The sequence below is a fragment of the Streptomyces sp. NPDC045021 genome (assembly GCF_056432645.1).
On sequence record NZ_JBWKIQ010000017.1, the window covers coordinates 46,313 to 69,766 of the forward strand.

At 70.4% G+C, this 23,454-nt stretch carries 20 protein-coding genes, 1 tRNA gene and 1 pseudogene; 15 read left to right on the forward strand and 7 right to left on the reverse strand.

Features of this window, described 5'->3' with window-relative positions; genetic code table 11:
* Positions 1-245: 245 nt before the first annotated feature.
* Positions 246-749: a flavin reductase family protein gene (locus AC07DC_RS36075; RefSeq protein ID WP_478918818.1), complete on the forward strand. Its 504-nt coding sequence runs from the start codon at positions 246-248 to the stop codon at positions 747-749.
* A 6-nt stretch (positions 750-755) separates the two neighbouring features.
* Here AC07DC_RS36075 and arfB read toward each other — a convergent pair whose 3' ends face one another.
* Entirely contained in the window at positions 756-1,184 is a 429-nt protein-coding gene (gene arfB, locus AC07DC_RS36080) for an alternative ribosome rescue aminoacyl-tRNA hydrolase ArfB (protein WP_478918819.1), read from the reverse strand.
* A gap of 174 nt (positions 1,185-1,358) precedes the next feature.
* On the opposite strand from arfB, the gene AC07DC_RS36085 reads away from it, so the two are divergent.
* The 6 genes and pseudogenes from AC07DC_RS36085 (at position 1,359) to AC07DC_RS36110 (ending at position 5,278) form a co-directional block, all read left to right on the forward strand.
* A complete protein-coding gene (locus tag AC07DC_RS36085; RefSeq protein ID WP_138354105.1) occupies positions 1,359-1,934 on the forward strand; it encodes a TerD family protein in 576 nt (191 codons plus the stop codon).
* Between the two features lie 77 nt (positions 1,935-2,011).
* A pseudogene (locus tag AC07DC_RS36090) lies at positions 2,012-2,493 on the forward strand (sensor histidine kinase); the annotation flags it as partial.
* Positions 2,494-2,630: 137 nt separating this feature from the next.
* A complete protein-coding gene (locus AC07DC_RS36095; RefSeq protein ID WP_478918820.1) occupies positions 2,631-3,119 on the forward strand; it encodes a hypothetical protein in 489 nt (162 codons plus the stop codon).
* A 55-nt stretch (positions 3,120-3,174) separates the two neighbouring features.
* Positions 3,175-3,573 carry an SHOCT domain-containing protein gene (locus AC07DC_RS36100; RefSeq protein WP_478918821.1) on the forward strand — a complete coding sequence of 133 codons (399 nt, stop codon included), beginning with the start codon at positions 3,175-3,177 and terminating at the stop codon, positions 3,571-3,573.
* A 114-nt stretch (positions 3,574-3,687) separates the two neighbouring features.
* Positions 3,688-4,677, forward strand: coding sequence for a zinc-binding dehydrogenase (locus AC07DC_RS36105; protein ID WP_478918822.1), 990 nt, complete (start codon positions 3,688-3,690; stop codon positions 4,675-4,677).
* Between the two features lie 145 nt (positions 4,678-4,822).
* Positions 4,823-5,278 carry a tellurite resistance TerB family protein gene (locus AC07DC_RS36110; RefSeq protein ID WP_478918823.1) on the forward strand — a complete coding sequence of 152 codons (456 nt, stop codon included), beginning with the start codon at positions 4,823-4,825 and terminating at the stop codon, positions 5,276-5,278.
* A gap of 64 nt (positions 5,279-5,342) precedes the next feature.
* Here AC07DC_RS36110 and AC07DC_RS36115 read toward each other — a convergent pair whose 3' ends face one another.
* Both AC07DC_RS36115 and AC07DC_RS36120 read right to left on the reverse strand, forming a co-directional pair.
* On the reverse strand, positions 5,343-6,605 hold the full coding sequence (locus tag AC07DC_RS36115) for a sensor histidine kinase (RefSeq protein WP_478918825.1): 1,263 nt from the start codon (positions 6,603-6,605) through the stop codon (positions 5,343-5,345).
* Positions 6,602-7,309, reverse strand: coding sequence for a response regulator transcription factor (locus AC07DC_RS36120; protein WP_478918826.1), 708 nt, complete (start codon positions 7,307-7,309; stop codon positions 6,602-6,604). Before AC07DC_RS36120 ends, AC07DC_RS36115 begins: the two co-directional genes overlap by 4 nt.
* Positions 7,310-7,433: 124 nt before the next feature.
* On the opposite strand from AC07DC_RS36120, the gene AC07DC_RS36125 reads away from it, so the two are divergent.
* From AC07DC_RS36125 to AC07DC_RS36145, 5 genes are all read left to right on the forward strand, one after another.
* A complete protein-coding gene (locus tag AC07DC_RS36125) occupies positions 7,434-7,922 on the forward strand; it encodes a hypothetical protein (RefSeq protein WP_478918827.1) in 489 nt (162 codons plus the stop codon).
* Between the two features lie 113 nt (positions 7,923-8,035).
* The gene (locus tag AC07DC_RS36130) at positions 8,036-9,100 is read left to right on the forward strand and encodes a peptidoglycan-binding protein (protein WP_478918829.1); all 1,065 of its coding nucleotides are present in this window, start codon (positions 8,036-8,038) and stop codon (positions 9,098-9,100) included.
* Complete coding sequence (locus AC07DC_RS36135) at positions 9,097-9,828, forward strand: ABC transporter ATP-binding protein (protein ID WP_478918830.1); 732 nt, start codon at positions 9,097-9,099, stop codon at positions 9,826-9,828. The genes AC07DC_RS36130 and AC07DC_RS36135 overlap by 4 nt, the downstream gene beginning before the upstream one ends.
* Entirely contained in the window at positions 9,825-11,042 is a 1,218-nt protein-coding gene (locus AC07DC_RS36140; protein ID WP_478918831.1) for an ABC transporter permease, read from the forward strand. Before AC07DC_RS36135 ends, AC07DC_RS36140 begins: the two co-directional genes overlap by 4 nt.
* A 42-nt stretch (positions 11,043-11,084) precedes the next feature.
* The gene (locus tag AC07DC_RS36145) at positions 11,085-11,546 is read left to right on the forward strand and encodes an STAS domain-containing protein (protein ID WP_478918832.1); all 462 of its coding nucleotides are present in this window, start codon (positions 11,085-11,087) and stop codon (positions 11,544-11,546) included.
* Here AC07DC_RS36145 and AC07DC_RS36150 read toward each other — a convergent pair.
* The 3 genes from AC07DC_RS36150 to AC07DC_RS36160 form a co-directional block, all read right to left on the reverse strand.
* Positions 11,536-13,572 carry an MFS transporter gene (locus AC07DC_RS36150; protein WP_478918833.1) on the reverse strand — a complete coding sequence of 679 codons (2,037 nt, stop codon included), beginning with the start codon at positions 13,570-13,572 and terminating at the stop codon, positions 11,536-11,538. The two genes, AC07DC_RS36145 and AC07DC_RS36150, sit on opposite strands and share 11 nt — an antisense overlap.
* A 32-nt stretch (positions 13,573-13,604) precedes the next feature.
* Entirely contained in the window at positions 13,605-18,125 is a 4,521-nt protein-coding gene (locus AC07DC_RS36155; RefSeq protein WP_478918834.1) for an aminotransferase class I/II-fold pyridoxal phosphate-dependent enzyme, read from the reverse strand.
* A 394-nt stretch (positions 18,126-18,519) separates the two neighbouring features.
* A tRNA-Thr gene (locus tag AC07DC_RS36160) sits at positions 18,520-18,596 on the reverse strand.
* A 212-nt stretch (positions 18,597-18,808) separates the two neighbouring features.
* Here AC07DC_RS36160 and AC07DC_RS36165 point away from each other — a divergent pair.
* From AC07DC_RS36165 to AC07DC_RS36175, 3 genes are all read left to right on the forward strand, one after another.
* Positions 18,809-19,927: an ABC transporter ATP-binding protein gene (locus AC07DC_RS36165; RefSeq protein WP_478918835.1), complete on the forward strand. Its 1,119-nt coding sequence runs from the start codon at positions 18,809-18,811 to the stop codon at positions 19,925-19,927.
* Between the two features lie 264 nt (positions 19,928-20,191).
* Positions 20,192-20,605 (forward strand): hypothetical protein, encoded by a 414-nt coding sequence (locus AC07DC_RS36170; RefSeq protein WP_478918836.1) that lies wholly within the window; start codon positions 20,192-20,194, stop codon positions 20,603-20,605.
* Between the two features lie 76 nt (positions 20,606-20,681).
* The gene (locus tag AC07DC_RS36175; RefSeq protein WP_478918838.1) at positions 20,682-21,407 is read left to right on the forward strand and encodes a nucleotidyltransferase family protein; all 726 of its coding nucleotides are present in this window, start codon (positions 20,682-20,684) and stop codon (positions 21,405-21,407) included.
* A gap of 275 nt (positions 21,408-21,682) precedes the next feature.
* Here the strand turns inward: AC07DC_RS36175 and AC07DC_RS36180 are convergent, their stop codons facing one another.
* Positions 21,683-23,215 (reverse strand): DoxX family protein, encoded by a 1,533-nt coding sequence (locus AC07DC_RS36180; RefSeq protein WP_478918839.1) that lies wholly within the window; start codon positions 23,213-23,215, stop codon positions 21,683-21,685.
* Positions 23,216-23,454: the final 239 nt, after the last annotated feature.

The following is a 23,454-nucleotide window of genomic DNA, read 5'->3' on the forward strand; positions in this document are numbered from 1 at the left end:
CTGAATCACAGGGAGCAGTTCGGCCGGTACACAGGGTCAACAATTCCTGCCCCTTGTGACTCAAGTCACAGGAGTTTGCCCCGGCTTGACCACGGAGCGTATGGCTTTGGGCTTAGGACCCGGCTAGTTCCGGCCTAGGTCGGGTCCGGAACCCGCCTGGTCCCGAAGCCCGATGCGCGGGGCCAGAACGGGGACGTACCGTCCTTCATGTGCTGCAGACATCCGCTGTCCCCCATCCTGGGATCATGGCCCACCCCGACGACTTCCGCGCCGCCATGGCCCGCCTCGCGGCCGGCGTCGTTCTCGTCACCGCTCACGACCCGGAGGACGGGCCCAGGGGCGAGGACGTCGGCATGACGGCCACCGCGTTCCTGTCCGTCTCGCTCGAACCGCCGATGGTACTGGTGAGCGTCCGCGCGGACTCGCGAATGGACGACCTGCTGGAGCGGCAGCCGCTGTGGGCGGCCTCGGTGCTCAGCGAGAGCCAGCGGCACATCGCGGGGCGCTTCGCGATGCGCGGGCGGATCAGCGACCGGCTGCTCTTCGAGGACGTGGCCTACTACCGGGGCGCCCTCTCCGGTGCGCCGATACTCGGCGGGGCGCTCTCGGTGCTGGAGTGCCGGACGGAGCAGCGGGTCACGGCCGGGGACCACACCCTCGTCGTCGGACGCGTGCTCGCCGCGCAGACGCCGAGCGCCGCCGGCTCACCGCTGGTCTACTTCAAGGGCCGCTACCGGCAGCTGGAATAGCCGGGATCAGTCCCAGGACCGCTGATCGCGGCCGCGCTTGGTCTCGCCGCGCTGCTTCTTGTGCCGCAGCCGGCGTTCGTTGATACCGCGCGGGATCTTCGTCGCACGGCGCGGCTTGGGCGGTGGGGCGGTCGCCGTCGCCAGCACCGACGCCATCCGGACCAGCGCCGTCTCACGGTTGCGCCACTGCGAGCGGTGCTCGGACGCCTTCACCGTCAGCACACCCGACACGAGCTTGCCCGCGAGCCGCTCCAGCGCCCGGTCCTTCCAGACCGGCGGCAGGCACTCCGTACCGGCGAGGTCGAAGCGCAGCTCGACCTGGCTGTCGCTGGTGTTCACATGCTGCCCGCCCGGCCCCGACGACCTGGAGAAACGCCACAGGAGCTCGGCCTCCGGGACGGAGACGGAGCCGCGAATGACAAGGGGACCGGACATGCGTCCTATGATCCCGTGTTCCGGCGGCTCCCGTCACAGGGTTTTCCACGGTGGTTTCGGCCGCTGTGGCCAATCGTGAATCCTTCGCAGGGAACCAGACAGTCCTCTGACGGCGTTGTGACGGGTGACGGTAGCTTCGTCGGCAACAACCCATCTCCATGGAGGGGACTCCCAATGGCTGTAAGCCTGTCCAAGGGCGGCAACGTCTCGCTGACCAAAGAGGCGCCTGGCCTGACGGCGGTCACGGTCGGTCTCGGCTGGGACGTCCGTACCACTACCGGTACCGACTTCGACCTCGACGCGAGCGCCATCGCTGTGAACACCACCGGCAAGGTCTACTCCGACGGCCACTTCGTCTTCTTCAACAACAAGGCGACGCCGGACCAGTCCATCGTCCACACCGGCGACAACAAGACCGGTGAGGGCGAGGGCGACGACGAGCAGATCAAGGTCAACCTGGCGGCGCTCCCGGCCGACATCGACAAGATCGTCTTCCCGGTCTCGATCTACGACGCCGAGACCCGCAGCCAGAACTTCGGCCAGGTCCGCAACGCCTACATTCGCATCGTCAACCAGGCCGGCGAGGCGGAGATCGCCCGCTACGACCTGAGCGAGGACTCGGCCACCGAGACCGCGATGGTCTTCGGCGAGCTGTACCGCAACGGCGCGGAGTGGAAGTTCCGCGCGGTGGGCCAGGGCTACGCCTCCGGCCTCGTGGGCATCGCCACGGACTTCGGCGTCAACCTCTGACATCGGGCTCCACCCTCCGACGGCCTCCGGATCTCTCCTGATCCGGAGGCCGTCGGCGTCTGACGGTCACTTCCCGAGCGCCGCCGCACGCCGTCGCGGGCCTCGCCACCGCCGTCTTCCTGCACATGCAGCGGCAGGCCGCCCGCCAGCACGCGCTCATCGACGACTTCGTCCGCACCCAGCGCGAGCTGGCGGCCACCGAGCGCGCGCGGGCGCCCTGGCCGAGCGGCAGCGGCCGGCGATGGAGATCCACGACAGCCTGGCGCAGGGGCTGTCCAGCCAGCAGATGCTGCTGCAGGCCGCCGCCCGCACCTGGGGCAGCGACCCGGCCACCGCCCGCACGCACGTCACCACCGCGACCTCGGGCGGAACACCGGCCGGAACCCCCGGCGGACTGCCGGCCGCCGCGCAGGCCGCCCTGATGCGGATCGCGCAGGGCGCGCTGGCCAACGTGCGCGAGCATGCCGGCGCCTCGGCGGCCGTGATCACCCTGTCGTACCTCGGCGACCAGGCCGTCCTGGATATCGCGGACGACGGCCGCGGCTTCGTCCCGGCCGCGGCGCGCCTCCGCGGAGGCGCGCCGCGGCCTTGAAGACCGCCGATCCCGGGGGCGACGCGGAGCCCGCACGGAGTGATCAAGCACGGTGCGGAAGCACTCGTACAGCCGCGGTCGTACCGCGTGCGACGATCGACAGCGTGATCGACCTCGGCTACGCCCTCTCCCGCCGCTTCCCCGACCCCCCGCAGACGGACTACCGCACCGCGACCGTCCACGCTCTGCGCCACGACCTGTTCTGCGGCGATGTGTACCTCGCGAAGGGCGAGCGCGAACTGTCCACAGCCTGGGGATGGGTCCCGGTGCTCGACTTCGCCTGGGCGATATGCGACATCGTCGAGAAGCTGGACCTGGACCCGCGCGGCAGCCGCGCCTCGCGCACGCAGTACGCCGAGTTCGACTTCACCGAGTCCTCGGACCGGCTCCGCTTCGCGCGGCGCTTCGGTTACGTGGACGTCGTCGCCGACTGGGCCGAGGACGAGCCGCCGCTCTCCCTGCACCACACGACGTTCCGCCGCGAGGCGCGCGACTTCCTGCACGACCTGATCGCGGACCTGACCGACATGCACGACGGTCTCGCCGACAATCCCGTCCTCTGGGATCTGCTGGCTCGCTTCCCGCGCGTCTGACCCGTACGGGCCATCTCCGGATGCGGCGGTTCTGACCAGGGCTTCTCATTGGGTCATGGAAAACTACCCGATGCTCGACCTGTTCTGGACGATGCTCCTGCTGTTCTTCTGGGTGCTCTGGTTCTTCCTGCTGTTCCGGATCATCGGCGACCTGTTCCGCGACCACGACCTCAGCGGATGGGCCAAGGCAGGCTGGATGATCTTCGTCATCGTGCTGCCCTTCCTCGGCGTGCTGGTCTACGTCATCCTGCGCGGCCACGGCATGAGCGAGCGCGACGTCAAGCAGGCGGAGGCCCAGCAGACGGCCTTCAAGCAGTACGTGCGCGACGCGGCGGGCCCCACCTCGGACAACAACGTGGACCAGCTCCACAAGCTGTCGGAGATGAAGAGCCGCGGCGACCTCACCGAGGAGGAGTACAACCAGGCCAAGCAGAAGCTCCTGGCCGGGGCGTGACGCGGATCCGGCACCACGGCACTCCGACCTTGACTTCAACTTAGGTTCAAGTCGAAGGATGGGCGGTGCGGCGCCACCAGGTGCCCGTGACGCCCGAAGATCCGGAGAAACGCCATGCGCGCCGCCCGTCTGCACGCCTTCGGCCCCGCCGAGAACCTGATGTACGAGCAGACCGAGACGCCGGTGCCGGGGCCGGGACAGGTGCGGATCGCCGTCGGCGCGGCGGGGGTCCACGTCATCGACACCGTCTTCCGCCAGGGCGACCCGAACAGCCCGTACCCGCTGCCCGAGCTGCCGACGATCCCCGGCCGTGAGGTCGCCGGCACCGTCGACGCGCTCGGCGAGGGCACCGACGCGCGCTGGCTCGGCCGCCGCGTCGTCGCCCACCTCGGCATGGTGCCCGGCGGCTACGCCGAGGCCGCGGTCACCGACACCGGCAAACTGCACGAGCTGCCGGAGAACCTGGACTTCGCCGAGGCCGTCGCCATGGTCGGCACCGGCCGCACCACGCTCGGCATCCTGCGCTTCGCGGAGCTGACCGACCAGGACGTGGTGATCGTGACCGCCGCGGCCGGCGGTATCGGCAGCCTGCTCGTCCAGCACGCCAGGAACGTCGGCGCCCTCGTCGTCGGCGCCGCGGGCGGCCCGGCCAAGGTCGAGCGGATCCGCGGCCTGGGCGCGGACGTGGCCGTCGACTACACCGCCCCCGACTGGACCGACCAGGTACGCACCGCCCTCGGCGGCCGGTCCGCGACCGTCGTCTTCGACGCCGTCAGCGGCGCACTCGGCCGCGGCGCGGTCGACCTGCTCGGCAAGGGCGGCAGGCACCTCGTGTACGGCTGGTCCGCCGGCGGCCCGCTGGACCTCGACGAGGAGGAGCGGGCCAGGCGCGGCATCACCTCGCAGACCGTGATCGGCCCCGCGATGATGAAGGCGATCGGCGGCCCCGAGGGCCTGCGCGCCCTGGAGGAGGCGGCCCTCGCGGAGGCCGCGGCCGGGCGACTCGTACCGGAGGTGCAGCGGTTCCCGCTGGCGGAGGCCGCCGCGGCGCACGGGGCGCTGGAGACCCGCGCCACGATGGGGAAGGTCGTGCTGATCCCGTAGCCGAGGCGCCCATTCGCGGGCATCGGACCCTCGTCCGGAGAGCCCATCCGGGGAGCCCATCCGGGGAGCCCGGGGGAACTCGATGAGGCCCCCGGGGAGTTCCCTGGGCGAGATCGAAAGCCCAATGCGTCGAGGAGACACCACCATGGCCCTGTGGAACCGCTTCAAGGAGTCCGCGCAGACCATGCAGACCCAGCTCAACGCCAAGAAGAACGACCTCAAGAGCGGGGCGTTCCGCGACGCCAGCATGGCGATGTGCGCGCTCGTCGCCGCCGCCGACGGTCAGATCGACCCGTCCGAGCGCCAGCGCGTGGCCTCGCTGATCGCGGGCAACGACGTACTCCAGAACTTCCCGGCCGAGGACCTGCAGCGCCGGTTCAACGACTACCTGGGCAAGCTGACCGCCGACTTCGACTTCGGCAAGGTCGGGATCCTGCAGGAGATCGGCAAGGTCCAGAAGAAGCCCACCGAGGCCCGCGCCGTCATCCAGATCGGCATCGTCATCGGCGGCGCCGACGGTGACTTCGACAAGACCGAGCAGGGTGTCGTCCGCGAGGCGTGCTTCGCCGTGGGCATCGACCCCAAGGAGTTCGACCTCTAGAACTTCGGGCCTCCAGGACTCCGGTCTCCAGGGCTCCTGGCCTCCTGGCCTCCGGGACTCCGGCCTACAGACGGCCGGCCTCCAGTGCTCGGACCGGTTTCCAGCCGACCACGCGGACCGTCAGGCCGCCGCCGGGATTCGCGTCGGCGGTGGCCTCGGCCCCGTGCGCGCGGGCGATCGAGGCGACGATGGAGAGCCCGAGTCCCGCCCCCTCCCCCGGCGCGTGGCGCCGGGCCTGCATCCGGCGGAAGGGCTCGAAGAGCTCGGGCACGGCCTCGGCCGGCACCTCGGGGCCGGTGTTGCAGACCTCCAGGCCGGCCGCGCCGACCCGGATCCGCACCTGTCCGCCCGGGTGGTTGTAGCGGATCGCGTTGCTCACCAGGTTGTGCACCAGATGACCGAGCAGCACGGCCTCGCCCTCCACTGTCAGCGGCCGCAGTTCGGTCCCGACGGTGACACCGCGCTCGCGTGCCTCGTCCGCGAGCGCCGTCGCGACGCTCGACGCGATCGCGTCGAGCGCGGTCGGCCCGACGCTCTCCAGCCCCTGATCGGTGGCCGAGAGCAGCAGCAGCCCGTCGATCAGCTGCTCGCTGTCGTCGGCGACATCGATGAGCTTGCGGCGGATCCGCGCGAGCCGCTCCGGATCCAGGTCCGGGTCGGCGAGCCCGATCTCGGCCGCGACACGCTGCACGGCCAGCGGCGTCCGTAGCTCGTGGGCGGCGTTGGCGACGAACCGCTGCTGCGCGGAGACCAACTGCTCTATCCGATCCAGCATGTTGTCGAACGTGTCGGCGAGCTGCTTCAGCTCGCCGGGCGGTGCCTTCAGCTCGATGCGTTCATGCAGGTTCTCGCCGGACAACCGGCGGGCGGTGGACGTGATGACGCCCACCGGACGCAGCACCCGTCCCGCCATCCACCAGGCCAGCGCCACCGACAGCACGGCGAAGACGGCGAGCGAGACGAGGGAGACGGTCAGCAGCTTGCTGAGCGCCGCGCTCTCCGCCGCTGTCGTGATCATCTTCGTGGCCGCATGGATGTTGGCCGTGTCGAACGTCCTGCCCTGCATCGGGAGCGCCGGCTGAGCCACGGCGTACTCCCTGCTCGGCAGGAAGTACGGGGAGGGCGAGGGGAGTTCCGTGGCCGGCACGGCGGTGGTGACAGCGAGGCTGATGCTGGAGTAGAGACCGCTGCGGACGAGCGAGTACACCAGGGCGATCAGCACTCCGCCGGCCAGCACCAGCAGCCCGCCGTACAGGGCCGTCAGCCGGGCGCGCTCACTGCTGAGCCGCCACAGTCGCAGCCGCAGCCTCAGGCGCAGCCGGCTCATGACCACTCCCCGGGGGCTGCGGCGGAGTTGCGGTGCGAGTCCTCGCCGTCGGCGATCCGGTAGCCGACGCCCGGCACCGTCTCCACCACCTGCGGCTCGCCGAGCTTGGTGCGCAGCTTGCTGAGCGTCACCCGGACCGCGTTCGTCCGGTAGCTGGTGTCCTCCTCCCACACCTGCTCGATCAGATCCTCGCCGCTGACCACCGCGCCGTCCGCCCGCATCAGCACCTCCAGCACCGCGAACTCCTTGCGGGACAGGGTCAGATACCGGCCGTCGCGGCTGGCCTGGCGGCGCGCGCCGTCCATGACGAGGCCGGCGCGTTCGATCACCGGGGGCAGCGCGGGGTGCGCGCGGCGGCCCAGCGCCAGGACCCGGGCGAGCAGCTCGTCGTAGGCGAACGGCTTGGTGAGGTAGTCGTCCGCGCCCAGGCCCAGCCCGGCCACCCGGTCGCGGACGGTGCCGGAGGCGGTGAGCATCAGGACGCGGGTGAGCAGCCGCTGCTCCACGACCCGGCGGCAGACCTCGTCGCCGTGGATCCCGGGCAGATCGCGGTCCAGGACGAGCACGTCGTAGGCGCCGAACCGGAGTTTCCGCAGTCCTTCGGCGCCGTCCGACGCCACATCCACCGCGATGGCGTCACGGCGCAGCCCGTCGGCCACCATTTCGGCCAGGAATTCCTCGTCCTCCACCAGCAGAACACGCATGTGCCCCTGTTTACCCGATGCGGACCTTTCGCCGTTGTAAAGGACTTCGCTTAGAGAAGCGAGACCTCTTCGGCTGCCAATCTCTTCCCGTCGATATCCGGAGCAGCCGCAAAGTGAGAATCCCATGAGAAACCGTAAGCGCGTTTCCGCCGGCGCCGCTGCGCTGGCCGCCCTCGCCCTCTTCGCCTCCGCCTGTTCGGGTGCCGATTCGGGCTCCGACACGAACGCGTCGGACGGGAAGAAGACCGCGGACACCGCCGCTGACAAGGCGCTCAAGTTCCGCAAGTGCCTGCGGGACAACGGCCTGGACGTGCCGGAACCGAAGCCGGGCGAGGACTCGCGGGGCATGACGATCGGCAACAACGGCAGCGAGGCGTCCCTGAAGAAGGCAATGGACGCCTGCAGGCAGTTCAGTGCGAACCCGTCGGGAGAAATATCCCAGGCGGACAAGGACAAGGCTCTCAAGTTCGCCCAGTGCATGCGTAAGAACGGCGTCAACATGCCCGATCCGAACTTCGGCGACAGCGGCGGGATGCAGAAGGCCATGCCCATGCCGCAGGGCGCGGAGAAGGAGAAGTTCGACAAGGCCAACAAGCTCTGCTCCGTCGACTGACGACCGGCGGAACCGACGGCATGCGCAAGCGCACAAGCAGAACGCAGAGCACGCACAGAACGCAGAGCACGCACGGAACGCACAGCACGCACGGGACGGACGGGAAGACGTCGATGAAGCGCAAGAGAATCGTTCTGGCCGCCGCGGCGGTGGTCGTGGTCGTCGCTGCGGGCGGCGTCGCGGTCACCGCGCCGGCCGCCCGCGACAAGGGGGTGACCCAGCAGAACTCCGGCCTTCCGCCAGCGACCGCCCCGATCGAGCGCGGCGATCTCAGCGACAGCACCCAGAAGCAGGGCACCCTCGGCTACTCCAAGGAGCGCAAGATCAACGCGGGCGCCATGGGCACCATCACCTGGGTCGCCGGCGCCGGCTCCTCCATCGGGCGCGACGGCAAGCTGTACGAGGTCGACGGCAAGCCCGTACGGCTGATGTACGGCACCACGCCCATGTACCGGACGTTGAAGAGCGGCGACAAGGGCGACGACGTCCGGCAGTTGAAGGAGAACCTGCGCGCCCTCGGCTTCGGCTCGGGTCTCGCCGCCGACGACAAGTTCACCGCCGGCACCGCCGATGCCGTCAAGCGCTGGCAGAAGGACCACGACCTGCCGAAGACCGGCACGATCGGCCCCGAGCAGATCGCGTTCTCGGCCGGTCCGGTACGGATCAAGTCGGCGGACTCCACCGTCGGCGACCAGGCCGCCCCCGGCAAGCCGGTACTCACCACGACCAGCTCCGAGCGGATCGTGGAGTTCAAGTTGGAGGTCGCCGACGGACAGCTGGCGCGGACGGGCACCGCGGTCACCGTCGAGCTGCCGGGCGGCGGCACCGCGCGGGGCAAGGTCTCCTCCGTCGGCAAGACCGTCGAGGAGGGCGAGGACCCGCAGGACAAGACGCCCAGGATCACCGTCACGGTCACCTTCGACGACCCGGCCAAGGTCGGCGGCCTCGACAAGTCACCGGTGACGGTGAATCTGACCGGGCAGACCCACAAGGGCGTCCTGTCCGTACCCGTCAACGCCCTGCTGGCGCTGCCCAGCGGCGGCTTCGGCGTCCAGGTCGTGGAGAACGGCAGGGCACGCGACGTCCCCGTCGAGCTCGGCATGTTCGGCCAGGGCCGGGTCGAGATCAGCGGCGGCGGGCTGCGCGAGGGCATGAAGGTCGGGGTGCCGTCGCTGTGAGTTCCACCAGCACCGCGCCGAAGGTCGTCGTGGAACTCGTCGGCGTCGGGAAGGAGTACCCGGGCGGCGTCGCGGCGCTGCGCGGCGTGGATCTGACGATCGACGAGGGCGAGTTGCTCGCCATCGTCGGCCCGTCCGGCTCCGGCAAGTCCACGCTGCTGCACATCGTCGGCACCCTGGACCGGCCGTCCTCCGGCTCGGTCGCCATCGCGGGCCACGACGTCGCCGCGCTCTCCGACCGCAGGCTCTCCGCGCTGCGCGCCCAGCACGTCGGGTTCGTCTTCCAGGCGTTCCACCTCGTGCCCGGCATCAGCGCCCAGGACAACGTGGCCGAAGGGCTCCTCTACTCGGGGCTGCCGCGCGCCGAACGCCGCCGCCGGGCCGCCGCCGCACTGGAGCGCGTCGGCCTCGCGGACCGGATGGACCACAAGCCGCACCAGCTCTCCGGCGGGCAGAAGCAGCGCGTCGCCATCGCGCGTGCCGTCGTCGGCGAACCTGATCTGCTGCTCGCCGACGAACCCACCGGCGCCCTGGACTCCGCCTCGGGCGAGGCGGTCATGGAGCTGCTGCACGACCTCAACAAGGAAGGCGCGACCATCGCCGTGATCACCCACGACAGCGAGATCGCCGACCGGTTGCCCCGCCAGGTAAGGATCCGCGACGGCCGGGTCGTGGCGGACACCAAGCCCGCCCCCACCGGGGCCGACGCCGGAGCTGTCGCCGTATGAGCCGTACGAGCCGTGTGCGGCGCACCGCACTGTCCCCGGCCCGGCTCAGCGCCCGCGACGTGTTCCACGTCGGATCTGCCGGGCTGCGCGGCCGCCCGATGCGCGTCGTCCTGTCCGCCCTCGGTATCGCACTCGGCATCGCGACGATGATCGCGGTGGTCGGCATCTCCTCCTCCAGCAGGGCCCAACTCATGCGGGAACTGGACCAGTTGGGCACCAACATGCTCGTCGTGACCCCGGGCGACGCGCTGTTCACCGGCCAGGACGCCCGGCTGCCGAAGGAGTCCCCCGGCATGATCGGCCGGATCGAGGGCGTCGAGCAGGTGGGCGCCACCGGCGACGTCAAGCAGTCGGTACGCCGCTCCGAGAAGATCCCCGTGGACGACACCGGCGGTATCGCCGTCAAGGCGACCACCGAGGAGCTGCTGAAGACCCTGCGCGGCTCGGTGCGCAGCGGCAGCTGGCTCAACAGGGCCACCGGCAAGTACCCGTCCGTCGTGCTCGGCAGCGTCGCCGCCGATCGCCTCGGCATCACCGCCCCCGGGCAGCAGGTGTTCATCGGCGGCCGGTACTTCACCGTCATCGGCATCCTCGACCCACTGCCGCTCGCACCCGAGATCGAGCGCTCCGCCCTCGTCGGCTGGGACGCCGCCGAACAGCTGCTGGGCTTCGACGGCCATCCCACGTCCGTCTACGAACGCTCCACCGACGCCGCGGTCGCCGCCGTACGCGACCTCGTCCCGCGCACCGCCAACCCGCAGAACCCGCAGGTCGTGAAGGTCACGGACCCCTCGGCCGCGCTGCAGGCGAAGGCCGCCACCGACGGCGCGTTCACCAGTCTGCTGCTCGGCCTCGGCGGGGTGGCCCTACTGGTCGGCGGTGTCGGCGTCGCCAACACCATGATCATCTCGGTGCTTGAACGCCGCTACGAGATCGGCCTGCGCCGCTCCCTGGGCGCGACCAGGGGCCAGATCCGCATCCAGTTCGTCACCGAGTCCCTCATGCTCTCCGGACTCGGCGGCCTCGCGGGCATCGCCCTCGGCTCCCTCACCACCTTCGTCTACGCCACCACCGGCGGGCTCCCGTGGGTGGTGCCGCCGTGGGCGGTCAGTGGGGGCTTCGGTGCCACATTGATCATCGGCACCGTCGCCGGCCTCTATCCGGCGGTCCGCGCGGCCCGCCTGTCGCCGACGCTGGCACTGCACGCCGCGTAGGCCGTACGCCTCCCATAGCACCCCTCCGGAAGGGAAGCCCCCGTGGCCCCAGACAACCCGAGCCCCGCCTTCGCCGTACGGGTGCGCACCCACGGCCGGACCCCGGTCGTCGAACTCCACGGCGAGATCGACCTCATGACCGCGCCGTACGTCGGCCGACGGCTGGACGCCCTCGCCCGCCCGGAGCGCGGGGGCCACCCTCCGGACCTCGTCGTCGATCTCACCGGCGTCACGTTCATGGACTGCCGCGGGCTGTCCGTACTCGTGCACGCCCACAACCTCATCAGCCCGCGGCACGGCCTGCTGCACCTCATCGGCGTCCGGCCGCAAATCCGCAAGCTGCTGCACCTCACCGGCCTCGACACGACCTTCTCCGTCCAGGACGCCCGCGTCCGCACTGGTCCACCTTCGCCACCCGACTGGCCACGGTCCTGTCCCGCTGAGCGCTCCCGGGGCTGTGGGCAGTGCTCCCGGGGGGCCGCCGCGGCGGCCTTCAGGTCCTGACCGCCTGCAGCAGCACCATGCCTGTGTCGCCGTAGGCGGGCAGCGTCGGGTCGGAGTCGATGCGGGTGACGTCGAGGTGGTCGGTGTGCGGCTGGAACGCGCTGCGTACCGTGTCTCCGTCGACGGGGCAGCCGGGCCACTCCGGCCCCGAACCAATCCGGTAGCGCGGCATGTTCTCCATGAACGCGGCGACCAGAAACCCGCCGGGCCGCACGGAGCGGATGAAGGTGTGGCAGAGCGCGGTGAACTCCTCGACGTCCTCGGTGATGCTCTCGGCCACGAAGTTCATGGACGCGAGGTCATAAGCCCCCTCGGGTACCTCCCGGACGTCCCCGTGCACGCTCCGGACCCGCGACAGCGCCTCGTCCAGGGTCGTCGGCAGGGCCGGTTCCAGGTCACGGCAGAATGCGTAGAACGCCTGCCAGCTCTCGTCGGGCCCGTCGGTCAGCTGCCGGACCAGGTACTCGACGCCGGCCGCGCTCGACTCGACGGCGTGGATGCGGCGGCTGGCCGCGGCGGCGAGCATCAGGGGGTAGAGGTTCGGGCCCGCTCCGAACTCCAGCGACAGGGTGATGGAGTCCGGCGGCAACCGCCGGTAGAAGGCGGCATGGTGCCGGATGACCTCGGCATCGCAGGCGTGCAGCTCGCGGTAGTTCTCGGCGAGGTACTCCTGCACCGGCCAGCTGTCCCAGTCCACGCCGTCATTGCGCAGCGGGACGGGCGGACCTTTCGGGGACAGGTTCATGGGGTGCTCCTTGTCACTGTTCTCCGGCGGCGGGTCGCGTTCCACAGCGCGCATGCCCGGCAGGAAGAGGAAGGCCAGGGTGGCCACGGAGCCGAGGACACCGGCGCCGACGAGTGTCCGGCGGGCGCCGATGGCCGCCGCGACAGGTGCGGTGAGGGCGTAGGACAGCGGCACGAGCGAGATCGACACGAACCAGTCGACGCTGGAGACCCGGCCGAGCAGCCTGGCCGGTACGAGTCGCTGCTTGGCGGTGCCCCAGGCGACGATTCCGGCGGTCTCGAAGCCGTTGACGACCGCGCAGGCCAGGGCGAGCTGCCAGGTCCGGGTAGCCAGGCCGTAGCCGGCGACCGCGAGGGTGGCGAGCGTCCAGGTGCCGTACATGAAGGTGATGAAGCGGCGCGGCAGGCCGGTCTGCCCGACGACGAGGGCGGCCAGGACGGCGCTCACCCCTCCACCGGCGAGCACCAGGCCGAGCTCCGCCGCCGAGCCGTGCAGCAGTTGCTTGACCACATAGGGCAGCAGGACCTCGGTGGGTCCGAGGATGAGCAGATACGCGAAGGTCGCGGAGACGAGGGTCCCCCAGAGCCACGTCTGGCCGCGTACGTAGCCGACGCCCGCGCGGAAGTCCGCCCACAACGACTGACTCCGGTCCGCCGGGGCAGGCGGCACCGGCCGGATCCGCAGCAGGCAGCCGACCGACACCACGAAGGTCAGCGCGTCGAACGCGAAGGCCCCGCCCGGACCGACCACGGCGACGAGCAGGCCTCCGACAGCGGCCCCGCCGACCTGCAGAGCCGCGGTGCGGACGAACTGGTCGAGGGCGTTGGCCTCGACCAGTTCGTGAGCGGGTACCAGGCTGGGCACGATCGCTTCGAAGGCCGGGGGGAAGAACCCGGAGGCGCCCCCGTACACCGCGGCCACCACGACAAGGTGCCAGAACCGCAGGTTGCCGGAGAGTGCCAACACCGCCAGCACGGCAAGGCACGAGCCGCGGACCAGGTCGCTGACGATCATGATCCACCGTCGGTCCAGCCGGTCGCTGGCGACTCCGCCCACGAGCACCAGGGCGAGCTGTGGAGCGGCCAGTGCCACCCCGACCACGGACATCCCGCTCGGCGAGCCGGTCAGCGAGTACACCTGCCAGGCAAGCGCGACCAGGAGCACGCCGTCGCCGAGCAACGATGTGCTCATCCCCAGCCACAGGATCCGGAAGTCGCGGTGGGCGAGCGGCGCGAGGAGCTGGACCCGCCGGGTGCGTCCGGTCTCGTCGACGGCGCGCACTAGACCGTCCCTGACGATGTGTCGGACACGGCCTAGACCCGTGGCTGGAGCTCGAACCGCTCGGCCAGCGCCGTCAGCGTCGCGTTCAGGCGGTCGATCTCCTCGTCGGTGTTGGCGGCCGTGATCTGGATACGGAAACCGACCCGGTCGTGCGGAACCAGCGGATAGGCCGCCAGTGTGACGTAGGCCCCCTGGTCCCACAGGAACGAGGCGACCGCTTCGAGGTCGGCGCCGTTGCCCAACGGGATCTCGATGATGGGCAGTCCGCTGGTATTGGGGGTGTAAACGCCGAGTGCGGCCAGGTGTGCCAGGACGCGGGCGGACATGCGCCACAGGTCGGCCCGCAGGACGTCACCACGGCTGGCGTTCACGTCGAAGCCGGCGAGGGTGGTGGCGAGTGACGCCGTGGGCGAGGGTCCGGAGTACAGGTAGGGGGCCGCCGCGACTTTGAGGTGGTCCTTGAGCCAGGTGGGGAGGGCGATGAACGCCAGCAGCGACGAGTACGCCTTGGAGAATCCGCCCACGAGGATGATGTCGTCGTAGCTCTCGTCGAAGTGCCGGACGATGCTGTTGCCCCGGGCACCGTACGGGCACAGCTCGGCCGGGCCGCGCTCGCCGATGACTCCGAAACCGTGCGCGTCGTCGACGTAGAGCAGCGCGTCGTTGGCGCGGCACAGGCGGGCCAACGCGGGCAGGTCGGGGAGGTTGCCGGACATGCTGTTGGCCCCGTCGATGCACACCAGGCGGGTCTCGGTGGCCGCGGCGGAGCGCAGCTGCGTCTCCAGCTCGTCCAGGTCCTCGACATGGCACCGGCGCACGGTCGCGCCCTGGCCCCGGGCGATCATGCATCCGTCGTAGACCGTCCGGTGCGCCGCCGAGTCGACCGAGATGCTCCCCGTGCCGGCGATCGCCGGGATGACGGACGCGTGGATCAGCGTGATGGTCGGCAGCACCAGGGTGTCCGGCGCGCCGAGCAGTTCGGTCAACCGCTCCTCGATCTGCGGGTAGATCCGGGGACTGCCCAACAGCCGCGACCAGCTCGGGTGCGTGCCCCAGCGCCGGACCTGGGGTTCGATCGAGGCCATGATCTCCGGATCCAGGTCGAAGCCGAGGTAGTTGCACGAGGCGAAGTCGGTGAGCCAGTGGTCACCGACTCGGATCTGGCGGCCACGTACCTCGTCGATCACCGCATCGCACATCGGGCTGGACTGGCGGAGATGTTCGAGGTCGCCCCAACGGGCATCGCGGCGCGGTACGCCGACCGTCTTCGACAGATCGGACATCCTGTGCTCCTTCGTCACCTGCGGGAGGCCGGCGGCCGGGACCGGCGGCCCCGATCGGGAGCCACTGGAGTGGGCGCCGACCGGTCCGCGCCCCGCTGTCGTGCCCAGGTGGTGCCTCCGCGCCACGGTGGTCGCCCGGGGGCGGCGGATCTCGCCGTCCTTACGGAGGAGGTTCGCGCTGTCCTGTGCGGACACCGGTGGCGAGAACAGGAATCCCTGCCCGAACTCGCAGCCCATGTCCGCGAGCATCACCTGCTGCCGGGGGTCCTCGATGCCTTCGGCGATCACCTTCATGTCGAAAGTGCCGGCGATCCGGATGATGCCCTCCACCAGCGCCACCTGCTGCTCGTCGGCCGGGATCCCGTCGACGAAGGACTTGTCGACCTTGAGCAGGTCGATGGGATAGTCCCGCAGGTAGCCGAGCGAGGAGAAGCCGGTGCCGAAGTCGTCGATGGCGATGCGCACCCCGAGGTCCTTCAGCGTCCTCATGTCGGTCCGGATCTGGTCGTTCTGGCGCATCAGCACGGTCTCGGTCAGTTCGAGCACCAGCGATTCCGGCGCCAGGCCCGACTCGTCGAGGACGTGACGCACCTCGCCGACGAACCGGGGGTCGTGGAACTGGCGGGCGGAGACGTTCACATTGATGCCCAGCGGCACCCGCCGCGGCATCGACTGCTGCCAGCGCGCGGTGTCGGCGACGGCCCGCTCCAGGATCCACGCGCCGAGCGGCATGATCTGCCCGGTCTCCTCGGCGAGCGCGATGAAGTGCTCGGGCAGCACCAGGCCCAGCCTCGCGTGCGGCCACCTGACCAGCGCTTCGAATCCGCTGATCGCGCCGCTCCCCATTTCCACGATCGGCTGGTAGAGCAGCGTGAACTCCTCCTCGGCGATCGCGTTGTCGAGGCTGGCCCGCAGTTCCTGGCGCTCGACCATCCCGCTGTGCAGGATCGGCTGGTAGCGCCGCCACTGCCGCTTGCCGGCCGCCTTTGCCGCGTACAGGGCCAGGTCGGCGTGGCCCAGCAGTTCCTCCCCGTCGGAGCTGTCCAGAGCGGTGGCGATCCCCACGCTGGCCGACACGCTGATGGTTTCGCTGTGGACCTTGAAGGGCTGGGCGAAGGCCTCCACGATGTGGTCGGCGATCTCCTCCGCCTCCGACGGATCGCGGATCCTCTCGATGAGCACGGCGAACTCGTCGCCGCCCAGCCGTGCCGCCGTGTCGCCGGCCCGCAGTGTCCCCGAGAGCCGTCGCGAGGCGGCGATGAGGAGTTGGTCGCCGACGGTGTGACCCAGGGTGTCGTTGACGACCTTGAAGTCGTCCAGGTCGATGAAGAGCGCGCTGACCAGGGGGTGTTCACGGTCGCGGCGCCCGGGCACGAGCGCGTGCTCGATCCGGTTCAGCAGCAGGACCCGGTTGGGCAGCCCCGTCAGCGAGTCGTGGGAGGCCCGATGCGTCAGTTCGCGTTCCAGCTCGCGCTGATCGGTCACGTCCCGCAGGGTCAGCACCAGCCCGCGCACACTCCGGTCGTGGCGCAGGTTGCTGCATCTGACTTCGACCTCCAGGTGCCGGCCGTCCTGGCGCAGCAACCGCCAGTCCTCGCAGAGGTCCTGTTCGCGGTTGTCCTCCCGCATCTGGGACAGCGCCATGGCCACCCGTGCGGCGTCGTCGGGGTGGACCAGCTCGACGAACCGTCTCAGCCCGCCCGGGGGCCGCGAACCGAACATCGCTTCGACCGACGGGCTGGCGTAGCGCACGGTGTTGTCGTCGTCCAGGATCAGGATCACGTCCGAGGCGTTGTGGACCAGCGTGCGGAAGTAGGCCTCGCTGTTGCGGCGGATGATCTCCCTGGAGAGCCTGATCCGCTCGACCGCCAGGGCGACTTGGGACGCGAGGGTCTCCAGAATGCTGCGGAACTCGTCGAGTTGCCGCTCCGGTCCCGCCACCACCACGGCGCCGAAGAGCGATTCACCCGCGGGACGGTCCTCGAGGATCAACGGGCACACCACGGCGGTCGGCGGGTCGAACGCGGCCGCCGGCTCACCCACCAGCTCGCCGACACTCACCATCTGCGACTTCCCGGAATGCAGCTCCGGCAACCAGCCGCCCTCCAGCGTCTCCGTCCGCGTGATCAGCCAGTCCGCCGGCAGGGGTTGCCTACCGCGTACCGGTTGCAGCCCATCGGTGTCGCCGAGTGCCAGCACGGCCTCGTGCCGTTCACCGGGCCGCAGCAGGGTCGTCGCCGCCCTTCTGACCAGGCCGGCGATCTCCTCCACATTGACCGCCGCCACCAGCGAGGCGGCCGAGACACGAAGCGCCCGTTCCCGCAGCACGGCCCGCCGGTGGGTGGAGACCAGGCCCGCCAGACGGGAGAGCACCAGCAGGAAGAGAAGGGCGGAGAAGACCGCGATGACGCCCGCGTTGCGGACGTTGCCCCCGATGGCCTCGTACAGCAGCATCCCGGGCGCGATGAGCGACGCCAGTGCGAGCAGGCCCAGCCGCCGGCTGGGGATCCCGACCGCCCGGCGCGGCACCGGCGCGGTCAGTCCCACCATGGAGGGATCGAGCGCCGAGAGCCCCCAGGCGGTGTAGAACACCACCCAGCCCAGGTCCATCGGCGTGCCGACCTGCCAGGTGCCGTTGACCTGGTACAGCCCGTACAGAACGTCGGAGAAGAGGATCCCCAGGGTGCCGGCGGTGAGCAGTTGGATGGCGCGGGTGCGCATGCTGCCGGCGACGAGCAACCGGGCGAGCATCGCCAGCATCAGCACGTCACCGAGCGGGTAGGCGATCGAGATCGTCCTGGCCAGCCAGGGCGTGCCCGACGCCTGGGTGTTGGGTTGGATCAGATAGATCCACGAGAGCAGGGCCAGACCCGAGGTCAGGGTCAGGGCGTCCAGCAGGCTTCCCCAGTCCCGCCGGTCGGCCGATCGGTACCGGATGAAGAGAAAGAGCCCGGCGGCGAAGAGCGGATACGTGATCAGATAAAAGATGTCGGCGATCGAGGGGAACGGGTTGGGCACGCCGGTCACGGTCTTGAGGACGTTGTACGTCGTGTCGCCCGCCGTGAAGGCGAAGTTCGCGGCGGCGAGCAGAAACCAGGGCAGCCGGTGCGACGGCCGGTGGATGTGGACCCCCGCCAGGATGGCCGCCACGCTGCCGAACCCGATCGCGGCCCAGGTGACGGTGTGCCAGCCCGGTCGGAGCAGGTAGCCGGCGGTGAGCACGGCGACACAGACCAGATAGCCGACGACCAGGAGCCGAAGTCGTGCCATGCGAACCATCCTCCTTCGCGTCGACGCACGGACAACGGCGTTGGCCCGTACCGCGATCGGCGACCTCGGACCTGGACCCCGGGGGTCTCGCGGCCCGTTGCAGGGGTTGCGCCTCGGCAGGCGGTGGTCGGCCCGGCAGAGTCCTCGTCGGGGATCCCCGACAGTTCTCGGCCCGCCCAGGGCGTCGGGTTCGCGGTTCTTTCAGAGAGGGGACACCACCCGACGTCGCGGGTCTGCTGCCTCGATCAGGCAGGAGAAGTCACCATTTCAGTAGACAACACCCTGCGCGCGACGGCGCGCCAGACCGACCCACAGAGCCTCGAGAACCCGCCCCCCGCGCCACCAAATCAGAGAAACCCCAGGTCAGAGGAGCTCGACCTGGGGTTTACCCACATGGAGCCCCCTGTCGGATTCGAACCGACGACCTTCGCTTTACAAGAGCGGTGCTCTGGCCAGCTGAGCTAAGGGGGCGCGCGGCCGCGCGGATGGTGCGGGTGCGGGGCCAGGAGAAGTGTACTCAAGGTGGGGAGTGCCCGGTGAGGGGAAAGTTGGTGACCTGGGGCTACTGACAAAGGGGCAGGCGGCAGGTAGCGTCACGGACAGTTCGCGTATGGCGGACTAGACCAATCCTTCCTTTACTCGGATCGTCCGGCACGTTCCTGCCGGTGAGGGGCGCATCAGCTATGGCTACTGTCACGTTCGACAAGGCAACTCGCATTTACCCGGGCTCGGAGAAGCCCGCGGTGGACGGCCTGGAGATCGAGGTCGGGGACGGCGAGTTCCTGGTTCTGGTCGGTCCTTCCGGCTGTGGAAAGTCGACCTCCCTGCGCATGCTCGCGGGTCTCGAGGACGTCAACGGCGGTGCGATCCGCATCGGTGAGCGCGACGTCACGCACCTGCCGCCGAAGGACCGGGACATCGCGATGGTGTTCCAGAACTACGCGCTGTACCCGCACATGACCGTCGCGGACAACATGGGCTTCGCGCTCAAGATCGCCGGCGTGAACAAGGCGGAGATCCGCAAGCGCGTCGAGGAAGCGGCGAAGATCCTCGACCTGACCGACTACCTGGCGCGCAAGCCGAAGGCGCTCTCCGGTGGTCAGCGCCAGCGTGTCGCGATGGGCCGCGCGATCGTGCGTGAGCCGCAGGTGTTCCTCATGGACGAGCCGCTGTCGAACCTCGACGCGAAGCTGCGCGTGCAGACCCGTACGCAGATCGCCAGCCTGCAGCGCCGGCTGGGCGTCACCACGGTCTACGTCACCCACGACCAGGTCGAGGCCATGACGATGGGCGACCGCGTGGCGGTCCTCAAGGACGGTCTGCTGCAGCAGGTCGACACCCCCCGCAACATGTACGACCGCCCGGCGAACCTGTTCGTCGCCGGCTTCATCGGCTCGCCGGCCATGAACCTCGTCGAGGTCCCGATCACGGACGGCGGCGTGAAGTTCGGCAACTCGGTCGTCGCCGTCGAGCGTGACGCCATCGCGGCCGCCGCCGACAGGGGCGACCGTACGGTCACCGTCGGTGTCCGCCCCGAGCACTTCGACATCGTGAACGGCGAGGCCAAGTCGCTGTCGAAGGACGAGCCGGCCGGTCTGGCCGTCACGGTCAACGTCGTCGAGGAGTTGGGCGCGGACGGCTTCGTCTACGGCAGCGCCGAGGTCAGCGGCGAGCACAAGGACCTGGTCATCCGGGTCGGCGGCCGCGAGATCCCGGAGAAGGGCTCCGTGCTGCACGTCGTGCCGCGCGGTGGCGAGGCCCACGTGTTCTCGACCTCGACCGGCGAGCGCCTCAGCGACTGACGCAGGCAGTGCAGGCAACGCAAGCAACGCCGGCAACACGGGTAGGCAATACCGATAATACCGGCACATAAGCAGTACGGAACGGCCGTTCGCGCAACCCGCGGGCGGCCGTTCGGCGTTGATCATTCCGGTGCCGACACATCCCGCACACACCGGTCCTTTCGACCCTGTTCGTCAACCGGCCGCACCCGTATCAGCGATTCCCCTCACTCGACGGGGTGACTAAATGTCGCCAAATCATCACCCATCGCTACGATCGCGAGCGTGAACCAGGTAGCTCGCCGCATCGGCAAGACATTCGCGCTCGTACTCCCGGTCGTCCTCGTGCTGTCCGGGACCCTCGCCGTCACCCGCGTCCCGTGGGCGACCTCGGCCTCCGAGGCCCAGGTACTCACGGCCTCGCACGACAAACCGGAGGTCGTGCCGTCCTCCAAGGAGCCGCAGGAAGTGCTGCGCACCCGCCTGCTGGACGAGCTCCAGGACAAGTCCGCGGGGGTGGTCCTCACCGACCTCCAGGCGGAGATGGCCACCCGGCCCTCGCTGGCGAAGTACTGCACCTCGATCGCCCGGTCGCTCGGCCGTGCCGCGGTGGCCAAGTACGGTCCGGTCCGCGCCCAGTCCTTCTCGCGTCCGGTGTGCGACACCTCGTTCGCGACCGGCGTCGCCTCCGTCTACTGATGGCCGGCCGGCGTCCCCCACGGCCCGGGGACGCCGTCACCGCAGGGCCTGTCCGACGTCCCGTAGGGTGCCCAGCATGACGAACGGCGCTCCTTCCGTCACCCAGGCCGTCCTCCTCGCCGGAGGGCAGGGGTCGCGACTGCGGCCCTACACCGACGACCGTCCCAAGCCGATGGTCGAGATCCCGGGCACCGGGACACCGATCATCGGCCACCAGCTCGACTGGCTGGCCGCCGAGGGCGTCACCGACGCCGTCGTCTCGTGCGGCCACCTCGCCGAAGTGCTCCAGGAGTGGCTGGACGCGGCCCAGTTGCCGCTGAACGTCACCACCGTCGTCGAGAAGGAACCGCTGGGCCGCGGCGGCGGGCTCAAGTACGCCGCCGCTTCGCTCCCGCGCCCCGACGAGCCCTGGTACGCCACCAACGGCGACATCTGGACCCGCTTCTCGCTGCGCGAGATGGCCGCGTTCCATCACGAGCGCGCCGCGGTCGCCACGCTGGCGCTGGCCCGCCCCCGGATCCCGTGGGGCGCCGTGGAGACCAACGAGTTCGGGCAGATCCTGGACTTCATCGAGTCGCCGCCCTCCCCGTTCCTGATCAACGCGGGCGTCTACGTCTTCGACCCGGAGTTCACCGGGCTGCTGCCGGACCTCGGCGACCACGAACGCACCACGTTCCCCCGGCTCGCGCGCGAACGCCGCCTGGCCGGCTTCCCGATCCCGCAGGGCGCGTACTGGCGGGCCATCGACACGGCGAAGGACCTCACCGAGGCCGCCAAGGAGCTGGCCGCTCTCAGCCGCTGAGCCGAGCGAGCGTGGCGGAGCGGGCCCTGACGCCCCTCGCGCGCCTCGAACCACCTCCAATGGCCCGACCGCCCTCCACGGCGCCCACAGACCCCGCGACGGGCCCGCGACGAGTCGCCTGGGACTCGGCAGACACGACACATGACGGTGGCCCGCACCCCGAGGAGGGTGCGGGCCACCGCCATGTCGCCCTGCGAGCGGGGCTGTCAGGTAGGGCTTGTCAGTCCGGACTGTCAGGTAGGGCTGTCAGGTCGGGCTGTCAGGTCGGGCTGTCGTCAGGCCGATCCGCCGGCGCCTCCGGCGTCACCGACCGGACCGGACTGGCCGAGCAGCAGACCGGCGGGCGATCCGCTGCCCAGGAGGCCGCCGATCGGGTCGTGCACGGTACCGCTGCTGGTCGTCGGCGAGGTGGTGGGCCGGTGCGTCTGGCGCGGGGAGCTGGACGGCGTCGGCTTCGAGGAGGATCCGCTCGGCTTGGAGCTGCTGCCGGAGCTGCCGCTCCGGTGGGTGCCGCTCGGCGACGCCGAGGGCGACTTGGACGACTTCTTCTTGGAACCGGCGGACTTCGACGGCTTCGGAGTGGGCTTCGGCCTGCCGGGCGTGGCCGTCCCCGACACCTCGGGCAGCGGGGTGCCCGGCAGGTTGTTGACCGGGAGTTCCCGCGGGGTCGGCAGGTCCGTGTGCGTGCTGGCCGACCGCACGGCTGCGCCGAGCACCGATCCGGACAGCAGGGTCAGGCCGACGAAGATCGTGGCCAGCACCACGCCGCGGCGCAGCACCCGCTTGCGCAGCTCCCACAGGGTGGTGCGCGGTCCGAGCCGCCGCCACGCTTCGCCCGCGAGGCGGCCGTCCACGGAGTAGACGGGGGCGCCCGCGATGATCAGCGGGCTCCACGCGGCGAGGTAGATGAAGTCCGGCGCGTCGTAGACCGGCACCGTCCGCCAGGTCACCGTCACCAGCAGCGCCACGGAGAGCGCGGCGGCGAAGGAAGCGGCGACCCGCTGCCACAGCCCGCAGATGGTGAGCACGCCGACGACGACCTGCAGGAAGGCGATGGTCAGCCCGGCGCCCACGGGGTGCGTGAGCGCGAGGTCGCGCAGCGGCGCCGCGGCGGCCCACGGGTGCAGCGACGTGAGCCACTTGACCATCGAGCCGCGCTCGCCGCCGTCGAAGTACACGGGGTCGCAGAGCTTGCTCATGCCGGCGTAGATCGAGATGAGGCCGAGGAAGACGCGCAGCGGGAGCAGGACGACACCGAGGTTCATCCGGCGCCCGGGGTACCAGGCGTGCCGGATCGGATCGCCGTTGCGGCCCCGCTGGATCCCGCTCTTCTCGCCGGGCCCGGTCGCGAGGCCCTTGCCGCGGCCGGCACCGAAGTCGTCGTCGTAACCGTCGTTGGCGTCGTACTCGTCGTCGAAGGCGCCCCGGGCCGGCCGTACGCCGCGCAGCAGCTCGCGTTCCGGCATGCGCGGGCCGACGACGCCGGGCGTCGGGGCCTCGTCGATGTCGATCCGCGGCAGCAACTGCGTCGAGCCGGCGGGCGTGTCGGGGCCGGAGCGTCCGGAGCCGGATTCGGCGCCCGCGTGGCGGACCGCCTGCAGGAGCCGGCCGGCAGCCGGGTCGCCGCCCGGCCCGGTCCGGCCGGACCACACCACCGGTGCGGCCCGTCGCTTGACGGAGCTGGGAATGACGGGGATCCGCGCGGTCTCGTCGAGGCTCAGGGCACGGGCCGAGGTCACGCCGAGCCGGACGCGGAAACTCGCGTGGTTGACGATGACCTGGGCCGGGTCGCTCGGGACCTTGAGCATGCTCAGGGCAGGTTCGTCGAACCCGGGCGTCCCACCCCCCGTAGGAGTGCGGGGTGTTCTGGTGTCCACACTCCACTAACCGAGTGACGGACCTTTAGGACACTGCCGACGACCCGACGGATGTCCGAGACCCGTCAAGATCAAACCGGATCGGGCCCTGGCCGGGAAGGATCCGGGATCGGCCCCGCAAAGATCGGGACCCGGACCGGAAGTGATCCGGTCCGGTCCACGTAAGTCGC

Bases quoted from the DNA above. Each gene is read 5' to 3' on its own strand.
- AC07DC_RS36075 (WP_478918818.1), top strand. From the start codon at position 246: ATGGCCCACCCCGACGACTTCCGCGCCGCCATGGCCCGCCTCGCGGCC.
- arfB (WP_478918819.1), bottom strand. From the start codon at position 1,184: ATGTCCGGTCCCCTTGTCATTCGCGGCTCCGTCTCCGTCCCGGAGGCC.
- AC07DC_RS36085 (WP_138354105.1), top strand. From the start codon at position 1,359: ATGGCTGTAAGCCTGTCCAAGGGCGGCAACGTCTCGCTGACCAAAGAG.
- AC07DC_RS36100 (WP_478918821.1), top strand. From the start codon at position 3,175: ATGGAAAACTACCCGATGCTCGACCTGTTCTGGACGATGCTCCTGCTG.
- AC07DC_RS36105 (WP_478918822.1), top strand. From the start codon at position 3,688: ATGCGCGCCGCCCGTCTGCACGCCTTCGGCCCCGCCGAGAACCTGATG.
- AC07DC_RS36110 (WP_478918823.1), top strand. From the start codon at position 4,823: ATGGCCCTGTGGAACCGCTTCAAGGAGTCCGCGCAGACCATGCAGACC.
- AC07DC_RS36115 (WP_478918825.1), bottom strand. From the start codon at position 6,605: ATGAGCCGGCTGCGCCTGAGGCTGCGGCTGCGACTGTGGCGGCTCAGC.
- AC07DC_RS36120 (WP_478918826.1), bottom strand. From the start codon at position 7,309: ATGCGTGTTCTGCTGGTGGAGGACGAGGAATTCCTGGCCGAAATGGTG.
- AC07DC_RS36125 (WP_478918827.1), top strand. From the start codon at position 7,434: ATGAGAAACCGTAAGCGCGTTTCCGCCGGCGCCGCTGCGCTGGCCGCC.
- AC07DC_RS36130 (WP_478918829.1), top strand. From the start codon at position 8,036: ATGAAGCGCAAGAGAATCGTTCTGGCCGCCGCGGCGGTGGTCGTGGTC.
- AC07DC_RS36140 (WP_478918831.1), top strand. From the start codon at position 9,825: ATGAGCCGTACGAGCCGTGTGCGGCGCACCGCACTGTCCCCGGCCCGG.
- AC07DC_RS36155 (WP_478918834.1), bottom strand. From the start codon at position 18,125: ATGGCACGACTTCGGCTCCTGGTCGTCGGCTATCTGGTCTGTGTCGCC.
- AC07DC_RS36165 (WP_478918835.1), top strand. From the start codon at position 18,809: ATGGCTACTGTCACGTTCGACAAGGCAACTCGCATTTACCCGGGCTCG.
- AC07DC_RS36175 (WP_478918838.1), top strand. From the start codon at position 20,682: ATGACGAACGGCGCTCCTTCCGTCACCCAGGCCGTCCTCCTCGCCGGA.
- AC07DC_RS36180 (WP_478918839.1), bottom strand. From the start codon at position 23,215: ATGCTCAAGGTCCCGAGCGACCCGGCCCAGGTCATCGTCAACCACGCG.